18 protein-coding genes and 1 tRNA gene are annotated in these 17,522 nt (G+C 70.4%); 4 read left to right on the plus strand and 15 right to left on the minus strand.

Features of this window, described 5'->3' with window-relative positions; genetic code table 11:
• Positions 1–22 precede the first annotated feature (22 nt).
• On the minus strand, positions 23–1,123 hold the full coding sequence (locus tag O3Q52_RS02820; RefSeq protein WP_269647157.1) for a hypothetical protein: 1,101 nt from the start codon (positions 1,121–1,123) through the stop codon (positions 23–25).
• Between the two features lie 107 nt (positions 1,124–1,230).
• On the opposite strand from O3Q52_RS02820, the gene O3Q52_RS02825 reads away from it, so the two are divergent.
• Both O3Q52_RS02825 and O3Q52_RS02830 read left to right on the plus strand, forming a co-directional pair.
• Entirely contained in the window at positions 1,231–1,887 is a 657-nt protein-coding gene (locus O3Q52_RS02825) for an NAD(P)H-binding protein (RefSeq protein WP_269647158.1), read from the plus strand.
• A 114-nt stretch (positions 1,888–2,001) separates the two neighbouring features.
• Positions 2,002–2,334: a nuclear transport factor 2 family protein gene (locus tag O3Q52_RS02830; RefSeq protein ID WP_269647159.1), complete on the plus strand. Its 333-nt coding sequence runs from the start codon at positions 2,002–2,004 to the stop codon at positions 2,332–2,334.
• A 120-nt stretch (positions 2,335–2,454) separates the two neighbouring features.
• Here the strand turns inward: O3Q52_RS02830 and O3Q52_RS02835 are convergent, their stop codons facing one another.
• Entirely contained in the window at positions 2,455–2,667 is a 213-nt protein-coding gene (locus tag O3Q52_RS02835) for a hypothetical protein (protein WP_055614634.1), read from the minus strand.
• 226 nt (positions 2,668–2,893) lie between these two features.
• Positions 2,894–2,975, minus strand: a tRNA-Tyr gene (locus O3Q52_RS02840).
• Between the two features lie 133 nt (positions 2,976–3,108).
• Between O3Q52_RS02840 and O3Q52_RS02845 the strand changes: the two genes are divergently transcribed.
• The gene (locus tag O3Q52_RS02845; protein ID WP_269647160.1) at positions 3,109–3,666 is read left to right on the plus strand and encodes a YajQ family cyclic di-GMP-binding protein; all 558 of its coding nucleotides are present in this window, start codon (positions 3,109–3,111) and stop codon (positions 3,664–3,666) included.
• A 100-nt stretch (positions 3,667–3,766) separates the two neighbouring features.
• On the opposite strand, the gene O3Q52_RS02850 is transcribed toward O3Q52_RS02845, so the two are convergent.
• Complete coding sequence (locus O3Q52_RS02850; protein WP_189844531.1) at positions 3,767–4,033, minus strand: GlsB/YeaQ/YmgE family stress response membrane protein; 267 nt, start codon at positions 4,031–4,033, stop codon at positions 3,767–3,769.
• A gap of 250 nt (positions 4,034–4,283) precedes the next feature.
• On the opposite strand from O3Q52_RS02850, the gene O3Q52_RS02855 reads away from it, so the two are divergent.
• Complete coding sequence (locus tag O3Q52_RS02855) at positions 4,284–5,579, plus strand: APC family permease (RefSeq protein ID WP_269647161.1); 1,296 nt, start codon at positions 4,284–4,286, stop codon at positions 5,577–5,579.
• Positions 5,580–5,756: 177 nt separating this feature from the next.
• On the opposite strand, the gene O3Q52_RS02860 is transcribed toward O3Q52_RS02855, so the two are convergent.
• From O3Q52_RS02860 to O3Q52_RS02910, 11 genes are all read right to left on the minus strand, one after another.
• Positions 5,757–6,323 (minus strand): SMI1/KNR4 family protein, encoded by a 567-nt coding sequence (locus tag O3Q52_RS02860; RefSeq protein WP_269647162.1) that lies wholly within the window; start codon positions 6,321–6,323, stop codon positions 5,757–5,759.
• A gap of 51 nt (positions 6,324–6,374) precedes the next feature.
• Complete coding sequence (locus O3Q52_RS02865; protein ID WP_269647163.1) at positions 6,375–7,334, minus strand: barstar family protein; 960 nt, start codon at positions 7,332–7,334, stop codon at positions 6,375–6,377.
• A gap of 194 nt (positions 7,335–7,528) precedes the next feature.
• The gene (locus tag O3Q52_RS02870; RefSeq protein ID WP_055614639.1) at positions 7,529–7,927 is read right to left on the minus strand and encodes a YccF domain-containing protein; all 399 of its coding nucleotides are present in this window, start codon (positions 7,925–7,927) and stop codon (positions 7,529–7,531) included.
• Positions 7,924–8,787, minus strand: a complete 864-nt coding sequence (htpX, locus tag O3Q52_RS02875) for a zinc metalloprotease HtpX (protein ID WP_269647164.1) — start codon at positions 8,785–8,787, stop codon at positions 7,924–7,926. The genes O3Q52_RS02870 and htpX overlap by 4 nt, the downstream gene beginning before the upstream one ends.
• Positions 8,788–9,030: 243 nt before the next feature.
• Entirely contained in the window at positions 9,031–10,542 is a 1,512-nt protein-coding gene (locus O3Q52_RS02880; RefSeq protein ID WP_269647165.1) for an NADH-quinone oxidoreductase subunit N, read from the minus strand.
• Complete coding sequence (locus O3Q52_RS02885; protein ID WP_269647166.1) at positions 10,539–12,113, minus strand: NuoM family protein; 1,575 nt, start codon at positions 12,111–12,113, stop codon at positions 10,539–10,541. Before O3Q52_RS02885 ends, O3Q52_RS02880 begins: the two co-directional genes overlap by 4 nt.
• Before the next feature lie 6 nt (positions 12,114–12,119).
• The gene (locus O3Q52_RS02890) at positions 12,120–14,114 is read right to left on the minus strand and encodes an NADH-quinone oxidoreductase subunit L (protein ID WP_269647167.1); all 1,995 of its coding nucleotides are present in this window, start codon (positions 14,112–14,114) and stop codon (positions 12,120–12,122) included.
• The gene (nuoK, locus tag O3Q52_RS02895; protein WP_269647168.1) at positions 14,111–14,503 is read right to left on the minus strand and encodes an NADH-quinone oxidoreductase subunit NuoK; all 393 of its coding nucleotides are present in this window, start codon (positions 14,501–14,503) and stop codon (positions 14,111–14,113) included. Before nuoK ends, O3Q52_RS02890 begins: the two co-directional genes overlap by 4 nt.
• Complete coding sequence (locus O3Q52_RS02900; protein WP_269647169.1) at positions 14,503–15,204, minus strand: NADH-quinone oxidoreductase subunit J; 702 nt, start codon at positions 15,202–15,204, stop codon at positions 14,503–14,505. Before O3Q52_RS02900 ends, nuoK begins: the two co-directional genes overlap by 1 nt.
• Positions 15,201–15,836: an NADH-quinone oxidoreductase subunit I gene (locus tag O3Q52_RS02905; RefSeq protein WP_269647170.1), complete on the minus strand. Its 636-nt coding sequence runs from the start codon at positions 15,834–15,836 to the stop codon at positions 15,201–15,203. Before O3Q52_RS02905 ends, O3Q52_RS02900 begins: the two co-directional genes overlap by 4 nt.
• A 2-nt stretch (positions 15,837–15,838) precedes the next feature.
• On the minus strand, positions 15,839–16,807 hold the full coding sequence (locus O3Q52_RS02910; protein WP_269647171.1) for a complex I subunit 1 family protein: 969 nt from the start codon (positions 16,805–16,807) through the stop codon (positions 15,839–15,841).
• Between the last annotated feature and the right edge of the window lie 715 nt (positions 16,808–17,522).

The following is a 17,522-nucleotide window of genomic DNA, read 5'->3' on the forward strand; positions in this document are numbered from 1 at the left end:
CCGTCGAGTTCCGGACAGGCCGTCAGAAGCCGCTCAGCAGGCCTCCGGTGAACGGGTTGCCCGGGCCCCCGAACCCGTCCGCGGGTATCTCGGTGGCACCGGACGGGGCGCTGACGTCGCCTGCCTCGCCAAACTTGACCACCAGAGGGAGCCGGGTGCCCTTCGGTCCGTCCGCGAGGGCGGCGAGGTCTACGGAGACCCGGGTCAAGTCGCCGTTCTTCAGGGAGAAGTTGACGGCGATCTTCTTGTTCGGCGCCTCCTTGAGGTCCTCGTCGGTGGGCAGTTCGGCGCCCGCCGGAAGGTCGTCGGCCAGCGGCCGGAGCTTGTCGAGGACACCGGTGAGCAGCTCGCGGAACGAGGCCTTGGCGACGATCCGTTCGACGCCGTCGCTGCCTCCCTCGTTGCTGAAGGTGACCTGGCGGGCGACGACTCCGCGTAGGGCCTTGAGGATCTTCTGCTGGGTCTTGGTGTCGATCTCGCCGGGCCCACCGGACTTGTCAGCCTTGTCGCCCTTGCCGGCCCGGTCGAGCTCGCTGGTGTCGACCTTGACCCACTTGCCCTCGATGACCTTCTTGAGTTCCTTCTCGCTCTCGGGGAGTTCGTCGGCCGACGGCAGCGGGAAGCCCATGGCCTCACCGAGGGCCTTCATGTCGGCGCGGTAGTACGTGTAATCGCCGACGAGGCGGTATTCGGCCAGAACACCGTCGGGCCCCGAGATCGTCACGCCCGTACCGACGAGATCCTTCTCACCCGAGTCGGCGAGCGGTTTCCTCGACTCGACGGACACCTTCACCCGTACCCCGGTGAAGAGTTCGGCCAGCTCGGGCGGCAACTCCTCGCCGGGCTCCGCCTCTCTGGCCAGCTTCGTGAGGGCGGAGGGCTTGGCGTCGAGCCCCAACTCGAAGGCCAGCGACTCCTTTTCGCCGAGCCCTTCGAAGGCGCGGTCGACCTTCTGACCGGCGGTGAGGTTCTCGACCGTGCCGCAGGCGGCCACGCCGGCGAGCAGAGCCGTGGTGCAGGCGGCCGCGGTGAGGGTCTTGCGCAGGGCAGGGCGGTTGCGCGTGGCAGGGCTCATGCGCGTCGCAAGGCTCTCGCGTGTGATGGTGATGACGGTCTCCTTCATGACGCCGCACGGCGTCACCCCTCGTACACAGTGATCGTTCATGAGACTCACGAGTTATCCACAGGGTTGTGCGGCGAGTGGGGTCGTCCGGGCGTACGGTCGGAAACATGCGCATTGTCATCGCTGGAGGTCATGGTCAGATCGCGCTGCGGTTGGAGCGGCTGCTCTCCGCGCGCGGTGACGAGGTGGCGGGGATCATCCGCCGCGCCGAGCAGGGGGAGGATCTGCGGGCGGCCGGCGCCGAGCCGGTCGTGTGCGATCTGGAGTCCGCTTCGCTGGAGGAGGTCGCCGCGCACCTGGAGGGCGCGGACGCCGCCGTCTTCGCGGCGGGTGCGGGCCCGGGCAGCGGGGTGGACCGCAAGAACACCGTGGACCGGGGTGCCGCCGTGCTCTTCGCGGACGCGGCCGCCCGGGCCGGGGTACGTCGGCATGTGGTCGTGTCGTCGATGGGCGCGGATCCGGAGCACCCCGGGGACGACGTCTTCGACGCGTATCTGCGCGCCAAGGGCGAGGCCGACGCGTACGTACGCGCTCACCGGGGCCTGGACTGGACGATCCTGCGTCCCGGGATGCTGACGAGCGACGCGGGCACCGGTCTCGTACGCCTGGAGGCCGCCACGGGGCGCGGCCCCATCCCCCGCGACGACGTCGCGGCGGTCCTCGCGGAACTGGTGGACACTCCGGCGACGGCCGGGCTGACGCTGGAGCTGATCAGCGGGTCGGCGCCGGTGTCCGTAGCGGTGAAGTCGGTGGCCGGTAACTGACCGGGAGGACGCACGCGGGCGTGGGGCGGTATCGGCCGCCCCGCCTCACGCGCGCGAGGGGGAGGTCCTGTTCCCGTCGCGGTACCCGCAGCTCAGGAGGCCCTGCTGCGGAGGATGTACGACGTCTTCAGCACCCCCGAACGCGACGCGTTCCTCCCCCACTGCCTGTCGCCCGACGTGAACTGGCCGAACGTCGCCGACGGGGTTCGCCTCCACGGCCACGAGGCGGTACGCGCCTACTGGGCAGCCCAGTTCGCAGCCGCACACCCCCTCGTACGACTGGAGGGGCTGCGCCTCGACGAGGACGGGCGACGCGTGGTCGCCCTGGTACGACCCGGGCTGCGGGACGCCACGGGCGAGCACTGGGCGGAGGAGCCGGTCGAGCACGTGTACGCCTTCGGCGCGGACGGACTGGTGAGTCGGATGGACGTACGCCGGCCGCCTTGAACCGCCGGGGCGGGACGGAACGGGACGCGGGAATCAGCGAGGCAGCGCGGGGCTACGGGGTCGGCAGGGGCCAGCGAGCGCATGCGATGTCGGCAGGGGCCAGCGAGCGGGCAGCCGGGGTCAGAAGAGCGGCAGCTGGCCGGGGAACTCCGCGACGACGTACCCGTCCAGCGCCGGCTGCGCAGCGCCCAGCTCCGCCTGCCTGCGCGACCCGGGACACGACACGAGCTCCCCACTCCCCCGCGCCCCCGGCGGGTCGTGCCGGGCGAACCGCCCCGCGACAACGGCAATCTCGCGACGGCACTCGGGGCAGTTCCTGCGACGTGAGGACATGAACTCAGGGTACGAAGGAAGCGTGGGAAGGCCGGTGAGGCCCCGGCCCGGGAATCGGCCGCCACCCTGCTCGCGACAGGGCCGACGGCCTCGCGACAGGGACAGCGGCCCCTCAGCAGGGGCAGCGTCCAAGGCCCGCGCCCGCCCTTGGGGGCGCACCACCCCAGACACGCAGAAACCCCCTCCGAACTGCAAGAACACAATTCGGAGGGGGTTTCTCTCAGCGTGGCGGCGCCAGGGTTCGAACCTGGGTAGGCTGAGCCGGCAGATTTACAGTCTGCTCCCTTTGGCCGCTCGGGCACACCGCCGGGGTCGCTGCCGTTCGAACCGCTATTCGGCGGTGCTCCGTGGCAACGACGTAAACGATACCCGATGCTCGGGGGTGCTTCGCCACCCGATAGATCGGCGCTCGGAGGGGAGCGGGTGGCTAGGCTTATGCGGATGCGGCCCGGGACCGACGCGGTGCTCTACGGCCGCCACTACGCACCCCGATACAAGGAGCCACAGGACATGGCCGACTCCAGTTTCGACATCGTCTCGAAGGTCGAGCGGCAGGAGGTCGACAACGCCCTCAACCAGGCCGGCAAGGAGATCTCGCAGCGCTACGACTTCAAGAACGTCGGCGCCTCCATCTCCTGGTCCGGCGAGAAGATCCTTATGGAGGCGAACTCGGAGGAGCGGGTCAAGGCCATCCTCGACGTCTTCCAGTCCAAGCTGGTCAAGCGGGGCATCTCGCTGAAGGCGCTGGACGCCGGTGAGCCCCAGCTCTCCGGCAAGGAGTACAAGATCTTCGCCTCGATCGAGGAAGGCATCTCCCAGGAGAACGCGAAGAAGGTGGCGAAGATCATTCGTGATGAGGGCCCGAAGGGCGTCAAGGCTCAGGTGCAGGGCGACGAGCTGCGGGTCAGCTCGAAGAGCCGTGACGACCTGCAGGCCGTCCAGGCGCTGCTGAAGGGCCAGGACTTCGACTTCGCGTTGCAGTTCGTCAACTACCGGTGACCGCGTGCTCGTTGCGCGTACGTAAGACAGCACGAGGAAGGGTGGGCACCGGCGGTGCCCACCCTTCTCGCCTGCTGGCCGCGGTCTGAGGGGTGCGCGCTCAGTTGCGCGAGTTGCCGAACAGCAGGCGGTAGGCGATCAGCAGGACGAGCGAGCCGCCGATCGCGGCGGCCCAGGTGGCGCCGTCGTAGAAGTCCTTGGCGACCGGGTGGTCCAGCCAACGGGCCGATATCCAGCCGCCGATGAACGCGCCCGCGACGCCTATCAGCGTCGTGCCGATGAAGCCGCCGGGATCACGGCCCGGCAGCAGGAATTTGGCGATGGCTCCGGCCAACAGCCCCAGGATGATCCAGCTGATGATGCCCATGCCGTGAACCTGCCTCTCCGTGCTGCGCCTGTGCTGTGATCTTTCTCCGGCCAGGCTTTGTTCATGCCGCTCTCGTGTCACCGATCGCGCGCTTGTTTGCTCGCTTGTTTGCTCGCTTGTTCGTTTGCTTGTTCGTTTGCTGTTGCTGTTGCTGTTGCTGTTGCTGTTGCTGTTGCTGTTGCTGTTGCTGTTGCTGGGGAGGACGTCGGCGCGGCGGCGACCGGTTGCACTGATCAGTAGGGTGCGTTCCATGGCACAGTCCGATTCCGGCCGAACCGGTTCGGCCCGGCCCGGAGCGCCGCAGCGCACGGCGGAGCTGAAGCGGACGCTCGGCGTCGGCGACGCCGTTGTCATCGGCCTCGGCTCGATGCTCGGCGCTGGAATCTTCGCCGCGCTGGGACCCGCGGCACGGGCCGCCGGGTCCGGGCTTCTCCTCGGCCTGGGCATCGCCGTCGTCGTCGCCTACTGCAACGCGACGGCGTCGGCCCGCCTCGCCGCCCGCTATCCCGCGTCCGGCGGAACGTACGTGTACGGGCGGGAGCGGCTCGGGGAGTTCTGGGGGTATCTGGCGGGCTGGTCGTTCGTCGTCGGCAAGACCTCCTCGTGTGCGGCGATGGCGCTCACCGCGGGCGCGTACGCCTGGCCGGAGCAGGCGCACGCCGTGGCCGTCGGGGCCGTGGTGGCACTGACCGCGGTGAACTACGGCGGTGTCCAGAAGTCCGCGTGGCTGACGCGGGCGATCGTGGCAGTGGTCCTCGGAGTCCTCGCTTCCGTGGTCGTCGTGTCTCTCACCTCCGCGAACGCCGACGCCGGGCGGCTGGACGTGGGGGTCTCCGGAGGTGTGGGCGGGGTGCTTCAGGCGGCCGGCCTGCTGTTCTTCGCCTTCGCCGGGTACGCGCGGATCGCGACGCTCGGCGAGGAGGTACGGGATCCGGCGCGCACCATTCCACGCGCGATCCCGCTCGCACTGGGCATCGCGCTGGTGGTGTACGCGGCTGTCGCGGTGGCTGTCCTCTCCGTGCTCGGGTCGGGCGGGCTCGGTCGGGCGACGGCGCCACTGGCCGACGCGGTGCGCGCCGCGGGTGTGCCGGAACTCGTCCCGGTCGTGCGGGTGGGCGCCGCCGTGGCAGCGCTCGGCTCCCTGCTCGCGCTGATCCTGGGGGTGTCACGGACCACGCTGGCGATGGCCCGCGACGGGCATCTCCCAGGCGCGCTGGCCGTCGTGCATCCGCGCTTCCAGGTGCCTCATCGGGCGGAGTTGGCCGTCGGAGCGGTGGTCGTCGCGGTGGCCGCGACGGTGGATGTGCGGGGTGCTATCGGCTTCTCCTCCTTCGGGGTGCTGGTGTACTACGCGATCGCCAACGCGGCGGCCTGGACGTTGAGTTCGACGGTCGTGTCGCGGGGTGCGCCGGTGGTGGGGCTGGCGGGGTGCGTGACCCTGGCCTTCGCGTTGCCGTGGGTGTCGGTGGTTGTGGGCATGGGCGTGCTGGGGTTGGGAGCGGTTGTGTATGGGGTGAGGAGACGGCTGTCTCGCGCTGAGCGCTGAGCACGCAGGGCTCAGCACGCAGGGCTCAGCACGGAGGGCTCAGCACGGACGGCTTCGCGCAGAGGGCGCGTGTAAGAGGTGCGGATCGTGGGAGCTGGTCGCGCCCCGCGGCGGAGCCACACATGTCACAGCCCCGCGCCCCTGGAGGGGCGCCCCTGCCCAAAGGCTGAAACTCCGCTACGAAGCCCGCGCCGCCCCCGTGCGTATGCGGAATTCGGCCCACGGTTCCAGATCCGCGCCGTCGTGGGACTCGTCGTACCAGCCCGTGCCGTTGAGCCAGGTGTGGAGCCAGGCCGTGAGGGTGGGGGCGTCCACGAACCAGGCGTGGTCGGCCTCGTCCGCGTTGGGCTCGAAGAGGAGGACGGTGGCATCGGGGGTGCGGCAGTCCACGCACGCGTACATGCCGCAGCCCCAGTGGGATATCGGCAGGACGCCCTCGGGCCAGGGCCATTCGGGATCCTTGCGGCCGCTCTCGCGATGGGCGAGGTACTGCGCGACGACGGCGGGCTCGCCGGACGGCGGGCTGTCGAGCAGGGGGAGCAGACCGTACTCCGGGCCGAACCCTCCGTCGCCTATCCGCAGATAGAGGGCGGCGAGCAGCGGCGGGACGGTGAAGCCCAGGGTGGACTCCGCGCGGGCGAGCGTCGCCGCGTCCACGGGCTCGGGGAGTGAAGGCCAGCCCCACGGCCGGGAGTTGCGCGCCTCGGCGGAGACACTTGCCAGCAACTGCTCGATCTCGGTCATGCATTCATGATGCAGGCCGCCACTGACATTCGGGCAGCCTGTGGATAACCCTCATTCGAGACGGACGGCGATGCCCTTTTCCTCGAAGAACTCAAGGAGTTCCTCGAACGTCCAGGGCCGCTGACCTGTGTGCGGGACGAGGCCGAGGCAGATACGGGCGACCTCCGCGTCGTGCCAGACGAGGGTGAAGGGCCGCTGGGCTCCCCAGCCGCCGCGGAGGCAATCATCGAGCGCGTCCAGCCCCCAGCCGAAGTAGCCTCCGGGGCCGTTCACCGCCTCGCCCAGCGCGCAGAAGAAGCCCGGCAGGTCGGTGATGCGGCGGCCGTCGAGGTGAAACGTGCCGCCGGCCTCCGCGTCGGGCCTGACCGGCTCGTGATGGTCCAGCGCCGTGGTCAGCCAGTGGCGGCGGCCCTCCACATCGCACCGGGCCCAGAGACCGGGCTCGGTGGGGCGGCCGCCGTCCCACAGTTCCCAGACCTCCTCGGCCGCGGTCGGGGGCCGTTCCGACCAGGGTTCGAGCGTGAGGTCCACCAGGCCACGGCCGCGTGCGGACGGGATCCATGCGACGAGTTCGCCCTCAACGGCTGACTGGACGGTGCCGCCGGACGCGTCGAGGCGTATCAGCCTGGCGTGTCCGAGGTCCTCCTCCCCCGCGTCCAGGGCCGCCTGGAGGGCTCCGCGCGGGGCGCAGCCGAGCACCCGCACGGACGGTTCGGCAAGGTCCGGCTGCCCGTCCAGGACATGCGCCAGGTCCCGGCAGCCGCCCCATGGTTCGCTCTGCGCACCGAACAGCCGGTAGCCCGGGGAGAGCGGCGGGCACTGTGGATAGTCGTACGGGTTGTCCGGGGACTCGCTCGCCTCGATCGTGATGTCGCGCAGGGACAGGTCACGCGCGCACGGGCGGTCGCCAAGGACGCGTACGCCCTCCAGGGACCACTCCTCGACCTGTGCGCCCTCTTTTGCCGAGGATCTCCAGGGTGAGGCCGCCGAGGGGCGCCGAGCCGTCGGCACGCGCGCGCGTGAGGACCTTGCTCAGCTCCCCCTCGGGGGCGCAGCCGATCAGTTCGTACGTCCCGCGCACGGGAGGCGGCGAATCGCCGAAGAGGTTCTCGGCGTCCGCGCACAGGGCCCAGATCTCGTCGACCTCGTCCGCGGCACCGTACGCCGCGAGGGCGTACTTCGGCGGCTCCACCTCCGGAGCCGCCCTACCAGCGGGACGAGGCGAACGGCTGGTCCGTACGTACGATTTCGCGCCCCAGGGGGAACAGCGAGACCGGGATCAGCTTGAAGTTGGCGATCCCCAGAGGGATGCCGATGATCGTGATGCACTGGAGGAAGCCCGTCACGATGTGGGCGAGGGCGAGCCACCAGCCGGCGAGGATCACCCAAAGGATGTTGCCGATGAAGGACGGCGCGCCCGCGTCACGGCGCTCGACCGTCGTCCGGCCGAACGGCCACAGCGCGTAGACGGCGATGCGGAAGGCCGCGATGCCGAACGGGATGCCGATGATGGTGATGCACAGCAGCACGCCCGCGAACACGTAGCCGAGGAACAGCCAGAAGCCGCTCAGGACGAGCCAAATGATGTTCAGGATTGTCTTCACTGGTTACGACCTGCCATCTGCTCGAGCCGGGCGATGCGCTCCGCCATCGGCGGATGCGTAGAGAACATCTTGGAGAGTCCCTGGCCCGGACGGAAGGGGTTGGCGATCATCATGTGGCTTGCGGTCTCGATGCGCGGCTCCGGAGGTAGCGGAAGCTGTTTCGTGCCTGCCTCCAGCTTGCTCAGGGCGCTCGCGAGGGCAAGCGGGTCGCCGGTGAGCTGGGCGCCTGACGCGTCCGCCTCGTACTCCCTGGAGCGGCTGATGGCGAGCTGGATGAGGGACGCGGCAAGCGGGCCCAGGATCATGATCAACAGCATGCCGAGGATGCCGGGGCCGTCGTCGTCGTTGGATCGCCCGATCGGGATCAGCCAGGCGAAGTTGACCAGGAACATGATGACGGAGGCCAGCGCGCCCGCGACGGACGAGATCAGGATGTCGCGGTTGTAGACGTGGCTCAGTTCGTGGCCGATGACGCCGCGCAGCTCCCGCTCGTTCAGGATGCGCAGGATGCCCTCCGTGCAGCACACGGCGGCGTTGCGCGGATTGCGGCCCGTCGCGAACGCGTTCGGCGCCTCCGTCGGGGAGATGTACAGCCGGGGCATGGGCTGGCGGGCCTGTGTGGAGAGCTCGCGGACCATCTTGTACAGAGCCGGGGCCTCGAACTCGCTCACCGGGCGCGCGCGCATCGCGCGTAGAGCCATTTTGTCGCTGTTCCAGTACGCGTACGCGTTCGTGCCGACAGCGACGACGAGTGCGACGACGAGGCCCATACGCCCGAAGAAACTGCCGATGCCGATGATGAGTGCTGACAGTCCCCCGAGGAGTACGGCGGTCCTGAGCCCGTTGTGCCGGCGGTGCACGGTACGCCCTCCAAGTCGTGCGGCAGGGGAACCCTTTGCTTGTCGATCTCTGACGTCACTGGTCCGTGGCTCCACGGTCCAGTGGACCCTCCCGTACTGGTCAACGCCAGGCGGGAAGCACTAGTTCCCTTGTGCGCGCGGCGACGCGCGTGGGCCGTCCAGGTGACGAAGGGGGACATCGCACGCGCGCGTGGGGCCCGGGTGCTCCACGCGCGCGTGCGCACGCTTTGGGTCAGCGGCGGTTCAGAAGAGGCCGGTGTCGGAGAAGCGCAGGACCAGTTGGGGTGCTCCGGAGAGGGCGATGCCGAGGACGGCGGTCAGGGCGATCGCGGCCGTGAGGGGGGCCGGGACGCGGTGGGTCTCGGGTTCGCCCTCCGGGGCGCGGAACAGGAGGGTCGTCCACTGGAGGTAGTAGAAGAGCGCGATCACGACGTTGACGGCCATGACCACGGCGAGCCAGCCGAGGCCGGCGTCGACGGCGGCCGAGAAGACGGTGACCTTCGCGAAGAGGCCGATGATGCCCGGCGGCAGGCCCGCGAGACAGAGCAGGAAGAAGCCGAGGACGAGCGCCGCGAGGGGCCGTGAGGCGTACAGGCCCCGGTAGTCGCTGACGCGGTTCAGCGGCTTCGTACGGGCCACCAGGGCGGCCACCGCGAAGGCGCCGAGGTTCACCGCGGCGTACATCAGGGCGTACGCGACGGTGGAGCCGATGGCCTTCTCGGCGTCCTCGGAGTACGCGGCGGCGGCGATCGGCACCAGGAGGTAGCCGGCCTGGCCGACGGAGGACCAGGCGAGCAGGCGGACCGCGCTGTACGCGCGCGTGGACTGCTGCCTGAGGGCCCCGACGTTGCCGACGGTCATGGTGAGCGCGGCCAGGGCGGCGAGTGTCGGGCCCCAGACGTCCGCGTACGACGGGAGGGCGATCACGGTGACGAGGATCAGCCCGGAGAAGCCGACCGCCTTGCCGACGACCGACAGGTAGGCCGCGACCGGGAGAGGTGCTCCTACGTAGGTGTCGGGTACCCAGAAGTGGAACGGGACCGCGGCGGTCTTGAAGGCGAAGCCGACCAGGGTGAGGACGACGCCCGCCTGGGCGAGCGTCTGCAACTGGTCGTCGACGTTCTCGATCCTGGTGGCGATCTCCGTGAGGTACAGGGTGCCCGTCGACGCGTAGACGAAGCTGACGCCCATGAGGCTCACGGCGGTCGCGGTGACCGAGGACAGGAAGAACTTCAGGGCTGCTTCGGAGGACTTCCTGTCACCGTGCTTGATGCCCACGAGGGCGAAGGCGGGCAGGGAGGCGACCTCCAGGGCGACGATCAGGGTAGCGAGGTCGCGGGAGGCGGGCAGCAGGGCGGCGCCCGCGGCGGAGGAGAGCAGCAGGAACCAGAACTCCCCTTCGGGGAGTTCCCTGTTGGCGTCCTTGAGGGTGGTCATCGACAGGAGTGCCGCGACGAGTGCGCCGCCGAGGACGAGGAACTGGATGACCAGCGTGAACCGGTCCGCGGTGTAACTGCAGACGGCGGCGTCGCCCGTCAGGCAGAAGGTGGAGCGGTCTCCGTCCAGGAGGGGCAGCAGCATGAGCGCGGAGACGGCGAGTCCGGCGACGGAGACCCAGCCGAGCAGGGCCTTCCTGTTGTCTCCGACGAACAGGTCGGTGACGAGCACCACGAGTCCGACGACCGCCGCGATGGTGGGCGGCGCGATCGCGAGCCAGTCGACGGACTGGACCAGGGACTGGGCCTGGTAGCTCATCGGGTGCCTCCTGCGAAGAGCTGCTGCACGGCCGGGTCGGTCAGGCCGAGCAGTGCCTTGGGCCAGAGCCCGGCGATGACGGTCAGGACGACGAGCGGGGTCCAGGCGGCGAACTCGTACGACTGGACGTCGGCGAGCTTCGGCCCCTCCTGCGGGACCGCGCCCATGCAGACGCGGCGGACCACGACGAGCATGTACGCGGCGGTGAGCAGGGTGCCGAACGCGGCGATCGTCATGAAGGTCAGGAACGCAGGGCGGCTGAGGCCGTCGGCGGGGTCGAACGCGCCGAACAGGGCCAGCATCTCGCCCCAGAATCCGGCCAGGCCCGGCAGTCCGAGCGAGGCGACGGCGGCGAAGGCGAGCAGGCCGCCGAGCCGGGGGGCCTTGCCGTAGAGCGCGGCGCCGGTCTGCTGCGCGAGGGTGTCGAGGTCGGTCGTTCCCGTGCGGTCCTTGAGCGCGCCGACCAGGAAGAAGAGCAGGCCGGTGATGAGGCCGTGGGCGATGTTGGCGAACAGCGCGCCGTTCACGCCGGTCGGGGTCATCGACGCGATGCCGAGGAGCACGAAGCCCATGTGGCCGACGGAGGAGTACGCGATGAGGCGCTTGAGGTCGCCCTTAGCGCCCTGCTTGGCGAGGGCGAGGCAGGCGAGGGATCCGTAGATGATGCCGACGACCGCGAAGGCCGCGAGGTAGGGCGCGAACGTGTTCATGCCATCCGGCGTGATGGGCAGCAGGATCCGGACGAAGCCGTACGTGCCCATCTTCAGCAGGACGCCGGCCAGCAGGACCGAGCCGACGGTCGGGGCGGCGGTGTGCGCGTCCGGCAGCCAGCTGTGGAGCGGCCACATCGGCGTCTTGACCGCGAGCCCGATCCCGATCGCCAGAACGGCGATGACCTGCACCGATGTGGTCAGCGCCGGGTGATTGTCAGTGGCGAGTGCCACCATGTCGAATGTGCCCGCCTTGATTCCGATCAGGAGCAGGCCCAGCAGCATGACGACGGAACCGAGCAGTGTGTAGAGGATGAACTTCCAGGCCGCGGCCTGCTTTTGTTCACCACCCCAGCGGGCGATGAGGAAGTACATCGGGATGAGCACCATCTCGAAGGCCAGGAAGAACAGCAGCAGGTCGAGGACGGCGAAGGTCGCGAGGGTGCCGGACTCGAGGACGAGGACGAGCGCCACGAATGCCTTCGGGGACGGGCCCGACGGCATTTTGAAGTAGGAGTACAGCGCGCAGAGGAAGGTCAGCAGCGCGGTCAGTACGAGGAGGGGGAGCGAGATGCCGTCGATGCCGAGGTGGATCCGCACATCGAGTGCGGGGATCCAGCTGATGTCCGTCGTGGCCTGCATCTTCGACGGCTGGTCGTGGTCGAAGCCCAGCGTGAGGACGATCGCGGCGATGAGCACGGCGCCGGTGACGGTCACGCCGTGCCGCAGCACGGCCTGTTCGGGCGACTTCCCCTTCAGCCCGGGCGGAGCCGGCAGGAGAGCCGCGGCGGCGCCGAGGAGCGGGCCGACGACGATGAACGCCAGAAGGACCTGCATCACGGATTCACTGATATCGATCACGCCTGCTCACGCTCCCGCGGTGGCGACGAGGAGGGCGGCGACCACCAGGACGACGGTGCCGGCGAGCAGCGCGCTCACATAGGTCTGCACATTGCCGGTCTGGGCACGCCGGACGGCCGTGCCGAGCCAGCGGGGCAGGGCGCCCGCGCCGCGTACGTAGGTGTCGACGACCTCGCGGTCGAGGAACCGGACGAGCGTGGCGGCGGCCTGGACCGGGCGGACGAACAGCGCCGCGTACACGGCGTCGAGGTGGAAGCCGACGGCCGCGTGGCGGTGCAGCGGGCCGAGCAGGAGGCGGCCAGGGTCCGCCGGGTCGGGCGCGGAGGCCACGTCTCCGTACGCGGGTGCGTGGCTGGCGATGGCCTCGGCCTCGACGAGTCCGGCGTCGCCTTCGGGGTGAGCCGCGACCGCGCCCATCGGTACGCGGGCCGCCATGGCCATGGTGTGCCGCCAGGCGCCGTACGTGACGATGCCGCCGACCAGAGCCACACCCGTGCCCAGCACGGCGGTGGTGAGGGTCGGGGTCAGGTCGCGTCCGTCGAACCAGTCGGGCAGTGGGCCGGTGGCGAGTCCGAAGGCGAGCGACGGGACGGCGAGCACCCAGAGGACGGCGTTCATGACGATGGGCTGCCTGCCGTGGTCGGGGGCCTCCGGTCCATGGCCGCGGAAGACGAGGAGCCACAGGCGCATCGCGTACGCGGCGGTGAGCAGGGCCGTGACCAGGCCGGCGACGAGGACGATCCAGCCGACGGCGCCGGGGATGCCCTCGGCGTGGCCGGTGGCGACGTGCTCGGCGGCGCCCAGGACGGCCTCCTTGGTGAAGAAGCCGCTGAAGGGCGGGATCGCGGCGAGCGCGAGGAGCGCCACGGTCATCGTCCAGTAGGCGTCGGGGACGCGGGCGCGCAGGTCCTTCATACGGGACATGGCGGCCAGCGAGTTGGTGCCGGCGGCGTGGATGATCACGCCTGCCCCGAGGAACAGCAGCGCCTTGAAGGCGCCGTGCGAGAGGAGGTGGAAGACGGCGGCGCCGCGGTCGCCGACGGCGAGGGCGCCGGTCATGTAGCCGAGCTGGCCGATCGTCGAGTACGCCAGGACACGCTTGATGTCGTCCTGGGCGAGCGCGGCGAGGGCGGACCCGGCCATCGTGACGGCGGCCATGACCGCGAGGACGACCAGTGCTGCCGAGGAGGCGGCGAAGACCGGGAGGAGCCGGGCGATGAAGTAGACACCGGCGGCGACCATCGTCGCGGCGTGGATCAGCGCGGAGACGGGGGTGGGGCCCGCCATCGCGTCGGGGAGCCAGGTGTGGAGCGGGAACTGCGCCGACTTGCCCGCCACGCCGGCGAGGAGCAGCAGGGCGATCAGGGTCGGGTGGTCGAGTCCGCCGCTCGCGACGTTGCCGAGGATCTTCGTGATGCGGAAGGACCCGGCGTCGGTGGCGAGCGCGAACAGGCCGATCAGGAAGGGGACATCACCGAGCTTGGTGACCAGGAAGGCCTTGATGGAGGCGGCGCGGGCCTCCGGGGTCTCCCAGTAGTGGCCGACGAGGAAGTACGAGCAGATGCCCATGATCTCCCAGCCGACCAGCAGCACCATCAGGTCGCCGGAGTAGACGACGAGCAGCATCGCGGAGGTGAAGAGGGAGACGAGAGCGGCGTACGACGGGTAGCGCGGGTCGTCGCGCAGATAGCCCGTCGAGTAGATCTGCACGCAGGTGGCGACCAGGCCGACCAGCACGGCGACGAGGGCGGCGAAGCCGTCGACGTACAGGGCGAGTTCGATGGGGACCGAGCCGGTGGGGGTGAGCTCGGTGGCGGCGCTCACCGCCTGGTCGCCGCCCTGTCGTACGGCGACGACGACGGCGAGTCCGAGGGCCGCGAGCGGAGGCAGGACGGCGAGGGGGCGTACGAAACCGGGGGCCGTGCGGCCCAGGAGCAGGCCGGCCACGGCGCCCAGGAACGGCAGGAGGGGGACGAGGACGGCGAGGGTGGTCGTGGTCACGCGGTGGCCTCAGCCTTCTCGGCCGGTTCGGGACGGGCGGCGCCGGAGGCGTCGGGCTCGGAGTCGTCGTCGGTCTCGGCGGTGTCGCGGAGCTTGTCGATGTCCGCGGTGCCCCGGTTGCGGTGGACGGCGAGGACGATCGCCAGGCCGATGCCGATCTCGGCGGCGGCGATGGCGATGGTGAACAGGGTCAGGGCCTGGCCGGAGTGGAGGGTGTCCTGGGCGGTCTTGCTGAGCCAGACGTCGAAGGCGACGAGGTTCAGGTTGACGGCGTTGAGCATCAGCTCGACGGACATCAGGACCAGGATCGCGTTGCGGCGCGCGAGGACTCCGTACAGGCCCGTGGAGAAGAGGAGGGCGGAGAGCACGGCGGGATAGGCGAGGTGCATCAGCGGGCGCCTTCCTTGTCGCTCCGGGGGGTGTCGTTTCCGGTGCCGCCGTTCCGGGGGCCGTGGTTTCGAGTGCCGGCGTTTCGGGGGCTCGGGGCGCTCGTGGTGGTCGCCGTGTTCGCCTTCGCCTTGCGGGACAGGACGATCGCGCCGACCAGCGCGGTGAGCAGCAGGACCGAGAGGGCCTCGAAGGGGAGCACCCAGCTCTGGAAGAGGCTCGCGCCCGTGACCTCGGTGGAGCCGGCGGCGGCACCGTCCAGGTCGATCCAGGTCGTCCGGAAGGCGTCGACGACGACCCAGACGAGGGCGGCGGCCGCGGCGATCGCCACGGTCAGGGCGGCCCAGCGGTTGCCGGAGTCGGCGTCCGGGGAGCGGCCGATGGGGGCCCTGGTGAGCATCAGACCGAAGAGGAGGAGTACGACGACGGAACCGACGTAGATGAGGACCTGTACCCAGGCGATGAACTCGGCCGTGAGGAGGAGGTATTCGACGGCGAGACCGCCGAGGGCCACCACCAGCCACAGGGCGGCGTGCACCAACTGCTTCGTGGTGACCGTGACGACGGCGGCGCCGAAGGTGACCAGACCGACGAGGAGGAAGGCGATCTCGACGCCGGTCGGGGAGAGGAAGCCCTGGGATTCGGAGGCGGCGGAGGTGCTCGTGGCGTGGGCCGCCATGGCGGTGGCTGCGGCGAGGGTCACGATTCACCGCCCTGCGGATCGGTGGGCTTGGCCTGCGGGGCGGGATCGGGTGGGGTGCCGGGCGTGGCTCCCGCCTGGGCTCCGGGTTCGGGTGTGGGTTCGGGCTGGGCTGCGGCGGCCAGCTTCTCCGCGGATTTGCGGGCCGCGGCGATCTCCTTCGGTTCCTCCGCGCCGGGGTCGAGGGCCGGCGGGGCCGGGACGGTCCACATCCAGTCGCGGAGTTTGTCGCGCTCGTGGGTGAGTTCGTGGATGTCGGTCTCGGCGTACTCGAACTCGGGGGACCAGAAGAGGGCGTCGAAGGGGCAGACCTCGATGCAGATACCGCAGTACATGCAGAGGGCGAAGTCGATGGCGAAGCGGTCGAGGACATTGCGGCTGCGCTCGCGCCCGCCGGGGGCGGCGGGCGGGACCGTCTCCTTGTGGGAGTCGATGTAGATGCACCAGTCCGGGCACTCGCGGGCGCACAGCATGCAGACCGTGCAGTTCTCCTCGAAGAGGCCGATGACGCCACGGGTGCGGGGCGGGAGTTTGGGCTGGGCGTCCGGGTACTGCGCGGTGACGGTCTTCTTCGTCATCGTGCGGAGGGTGACGGCCAGGCCCTTGGCGAGGCCGGAGCCGGGGATGGGGGCCATGGTTACGAGATCACCACCTTCACGACGCCGGTCAGGGCGATCTGGGCGAGGGAGAGGGGGACGAGGAGGGTCCAGGAGAGTTTCTGGAGCTGGTCCTCACGCAGGCGGGGGTAGGTGACGCGCAGCCAGATGACGACGAAGGCGAGGACGGCCGTCTTCAGCAGGGTCCAGACCCAGCCGAGGCCGTCGGCATCCCACGGGCCGTGCCAGCCGCCCAGGAAGAGCACGGTGGTCAGGCCGCACAGGACGACGATTCCGGCGTATTCGGCGAGGAGGAACAGCGCGAAGCGGAGGCCCGTGTACTCGGTGTACGCGCCGAAGATGATCTCCGAGTCGGCCACCGGCATGTCGAAGGGCGGGCGCTGGAGTTCGGCGAGGCCCGCCACGAAGAAGACGATGGCGCCGACGATCTGCCAGGGCAGCCACCACCACTCGAAGGCGTCGACGATGCCGGGGAGGGAGACCGTGCCCGCCGCCATCGCGACCGAGGCGGCGGTGAGCAGCATCGGGAGTTCGTACGCGAGGAGTTGGGCGGCCGTGCGGAGGCCGCCCAGGAGGGAGAACTTGTTGGCCGAGGCCCAGCCCGCCATGAGCGAGCCGAGGACGCCCACGCCCATCACGGCGAGTACGAAGAAGATGCCCGCGTCGATGACCTCGCCGACCGCGCCCTCGCCCGGGCCGATCGGGATGGCGAGGAGGACGAGGAGGTACGGGAGGAGGGCGACGGCGGGGGCCAGCTGGAAGATACGTCGGTCCGCGCCCGCGGGGACGATGTCTTCCTTCTGCGCGAACTTCACGCCGTCCGCGACGAGTTGGGCCCAGCCGTGGAAGCCGCCCGCGTACATGGGGCCGAGGCGGCCCTGCATGTGGGCCATCACCTTGTGCTCCGTCTGACCGACGATCAGCGGGAAGGTGAGGAACACGACGAAGACGATCAGGAGTCGCAGGGCGACGTCCAGCGCGTCGTTCACTGCCGGCCTCCTGGGGGGTTTTCATCGTCGGTGGGGGTGGAGTCGGCTTCAGGAGTTTCCGCGGGCTCGGTTGCCTCGGACTCCGGAGTGCTTTCCGGCTCCGGTGCCGGCTGCTCGGCCGGTGGTGGCCGCTTCTCCGCGGCGGAGTCCTGGTCGGCCTCGTCGAAGGCGGGGCGTGCGTGGTGCCAGGGCGCGTCCGAGCTGCGGGGGCGCGCCGGGCCGGTCGGCCGGTCGTCGCCGGATTGGTCGGCGGGCGCGGAAGGAGTGCCAGGTGTGGCAGGAGCCTTGCGTTGTGACGCCGAGCCTTCGCCCGCGGTGCGCGCTCTGCGCGGGGACGTCGGCGCCGGGGCCGGGGCCGGTTCTGATGCCGGTGCGGCCCCGGCGCCCTCGGCCGGAGCCGGAGCCGGAGCCGGAGCAGCCTCCGCGGCAGAGGGTGACGCAGTTTCCTTGGCCGGGGGGTCGGTGCGGCGCTGGGTCGCCGAGCCCTCGCTCACGCTGCGAGCCCGTCGGGCCGTGGGCCGAGCCTCCGCTGCGGCACCGGCGCCCTCCGCGGACGCGGCACCGTCAGCCTGCACACCACCGGACGCGGCACTACCAGCCTGCGCACCCGCACCCGCACCTGCACCTGCACCTGCACCCGTGGACGCGGTGCCGCCCCCAGCGGCCGCGCCCGGCGCAGCCGCCTGACTCGCCGAGCCCTCCCCCGTCGTGCGGG

The sequence above is a fragment of the Streptomyces sp. ActVer genome, assembly GCF_027270795.1.
GTDB classification, from domain to species: Bacteria; Actinomycetota; Actinomycetes; order Streptomycetales; family Streptomycetaceae; genus Streptomyces; species Streptomyces umbrinus_A.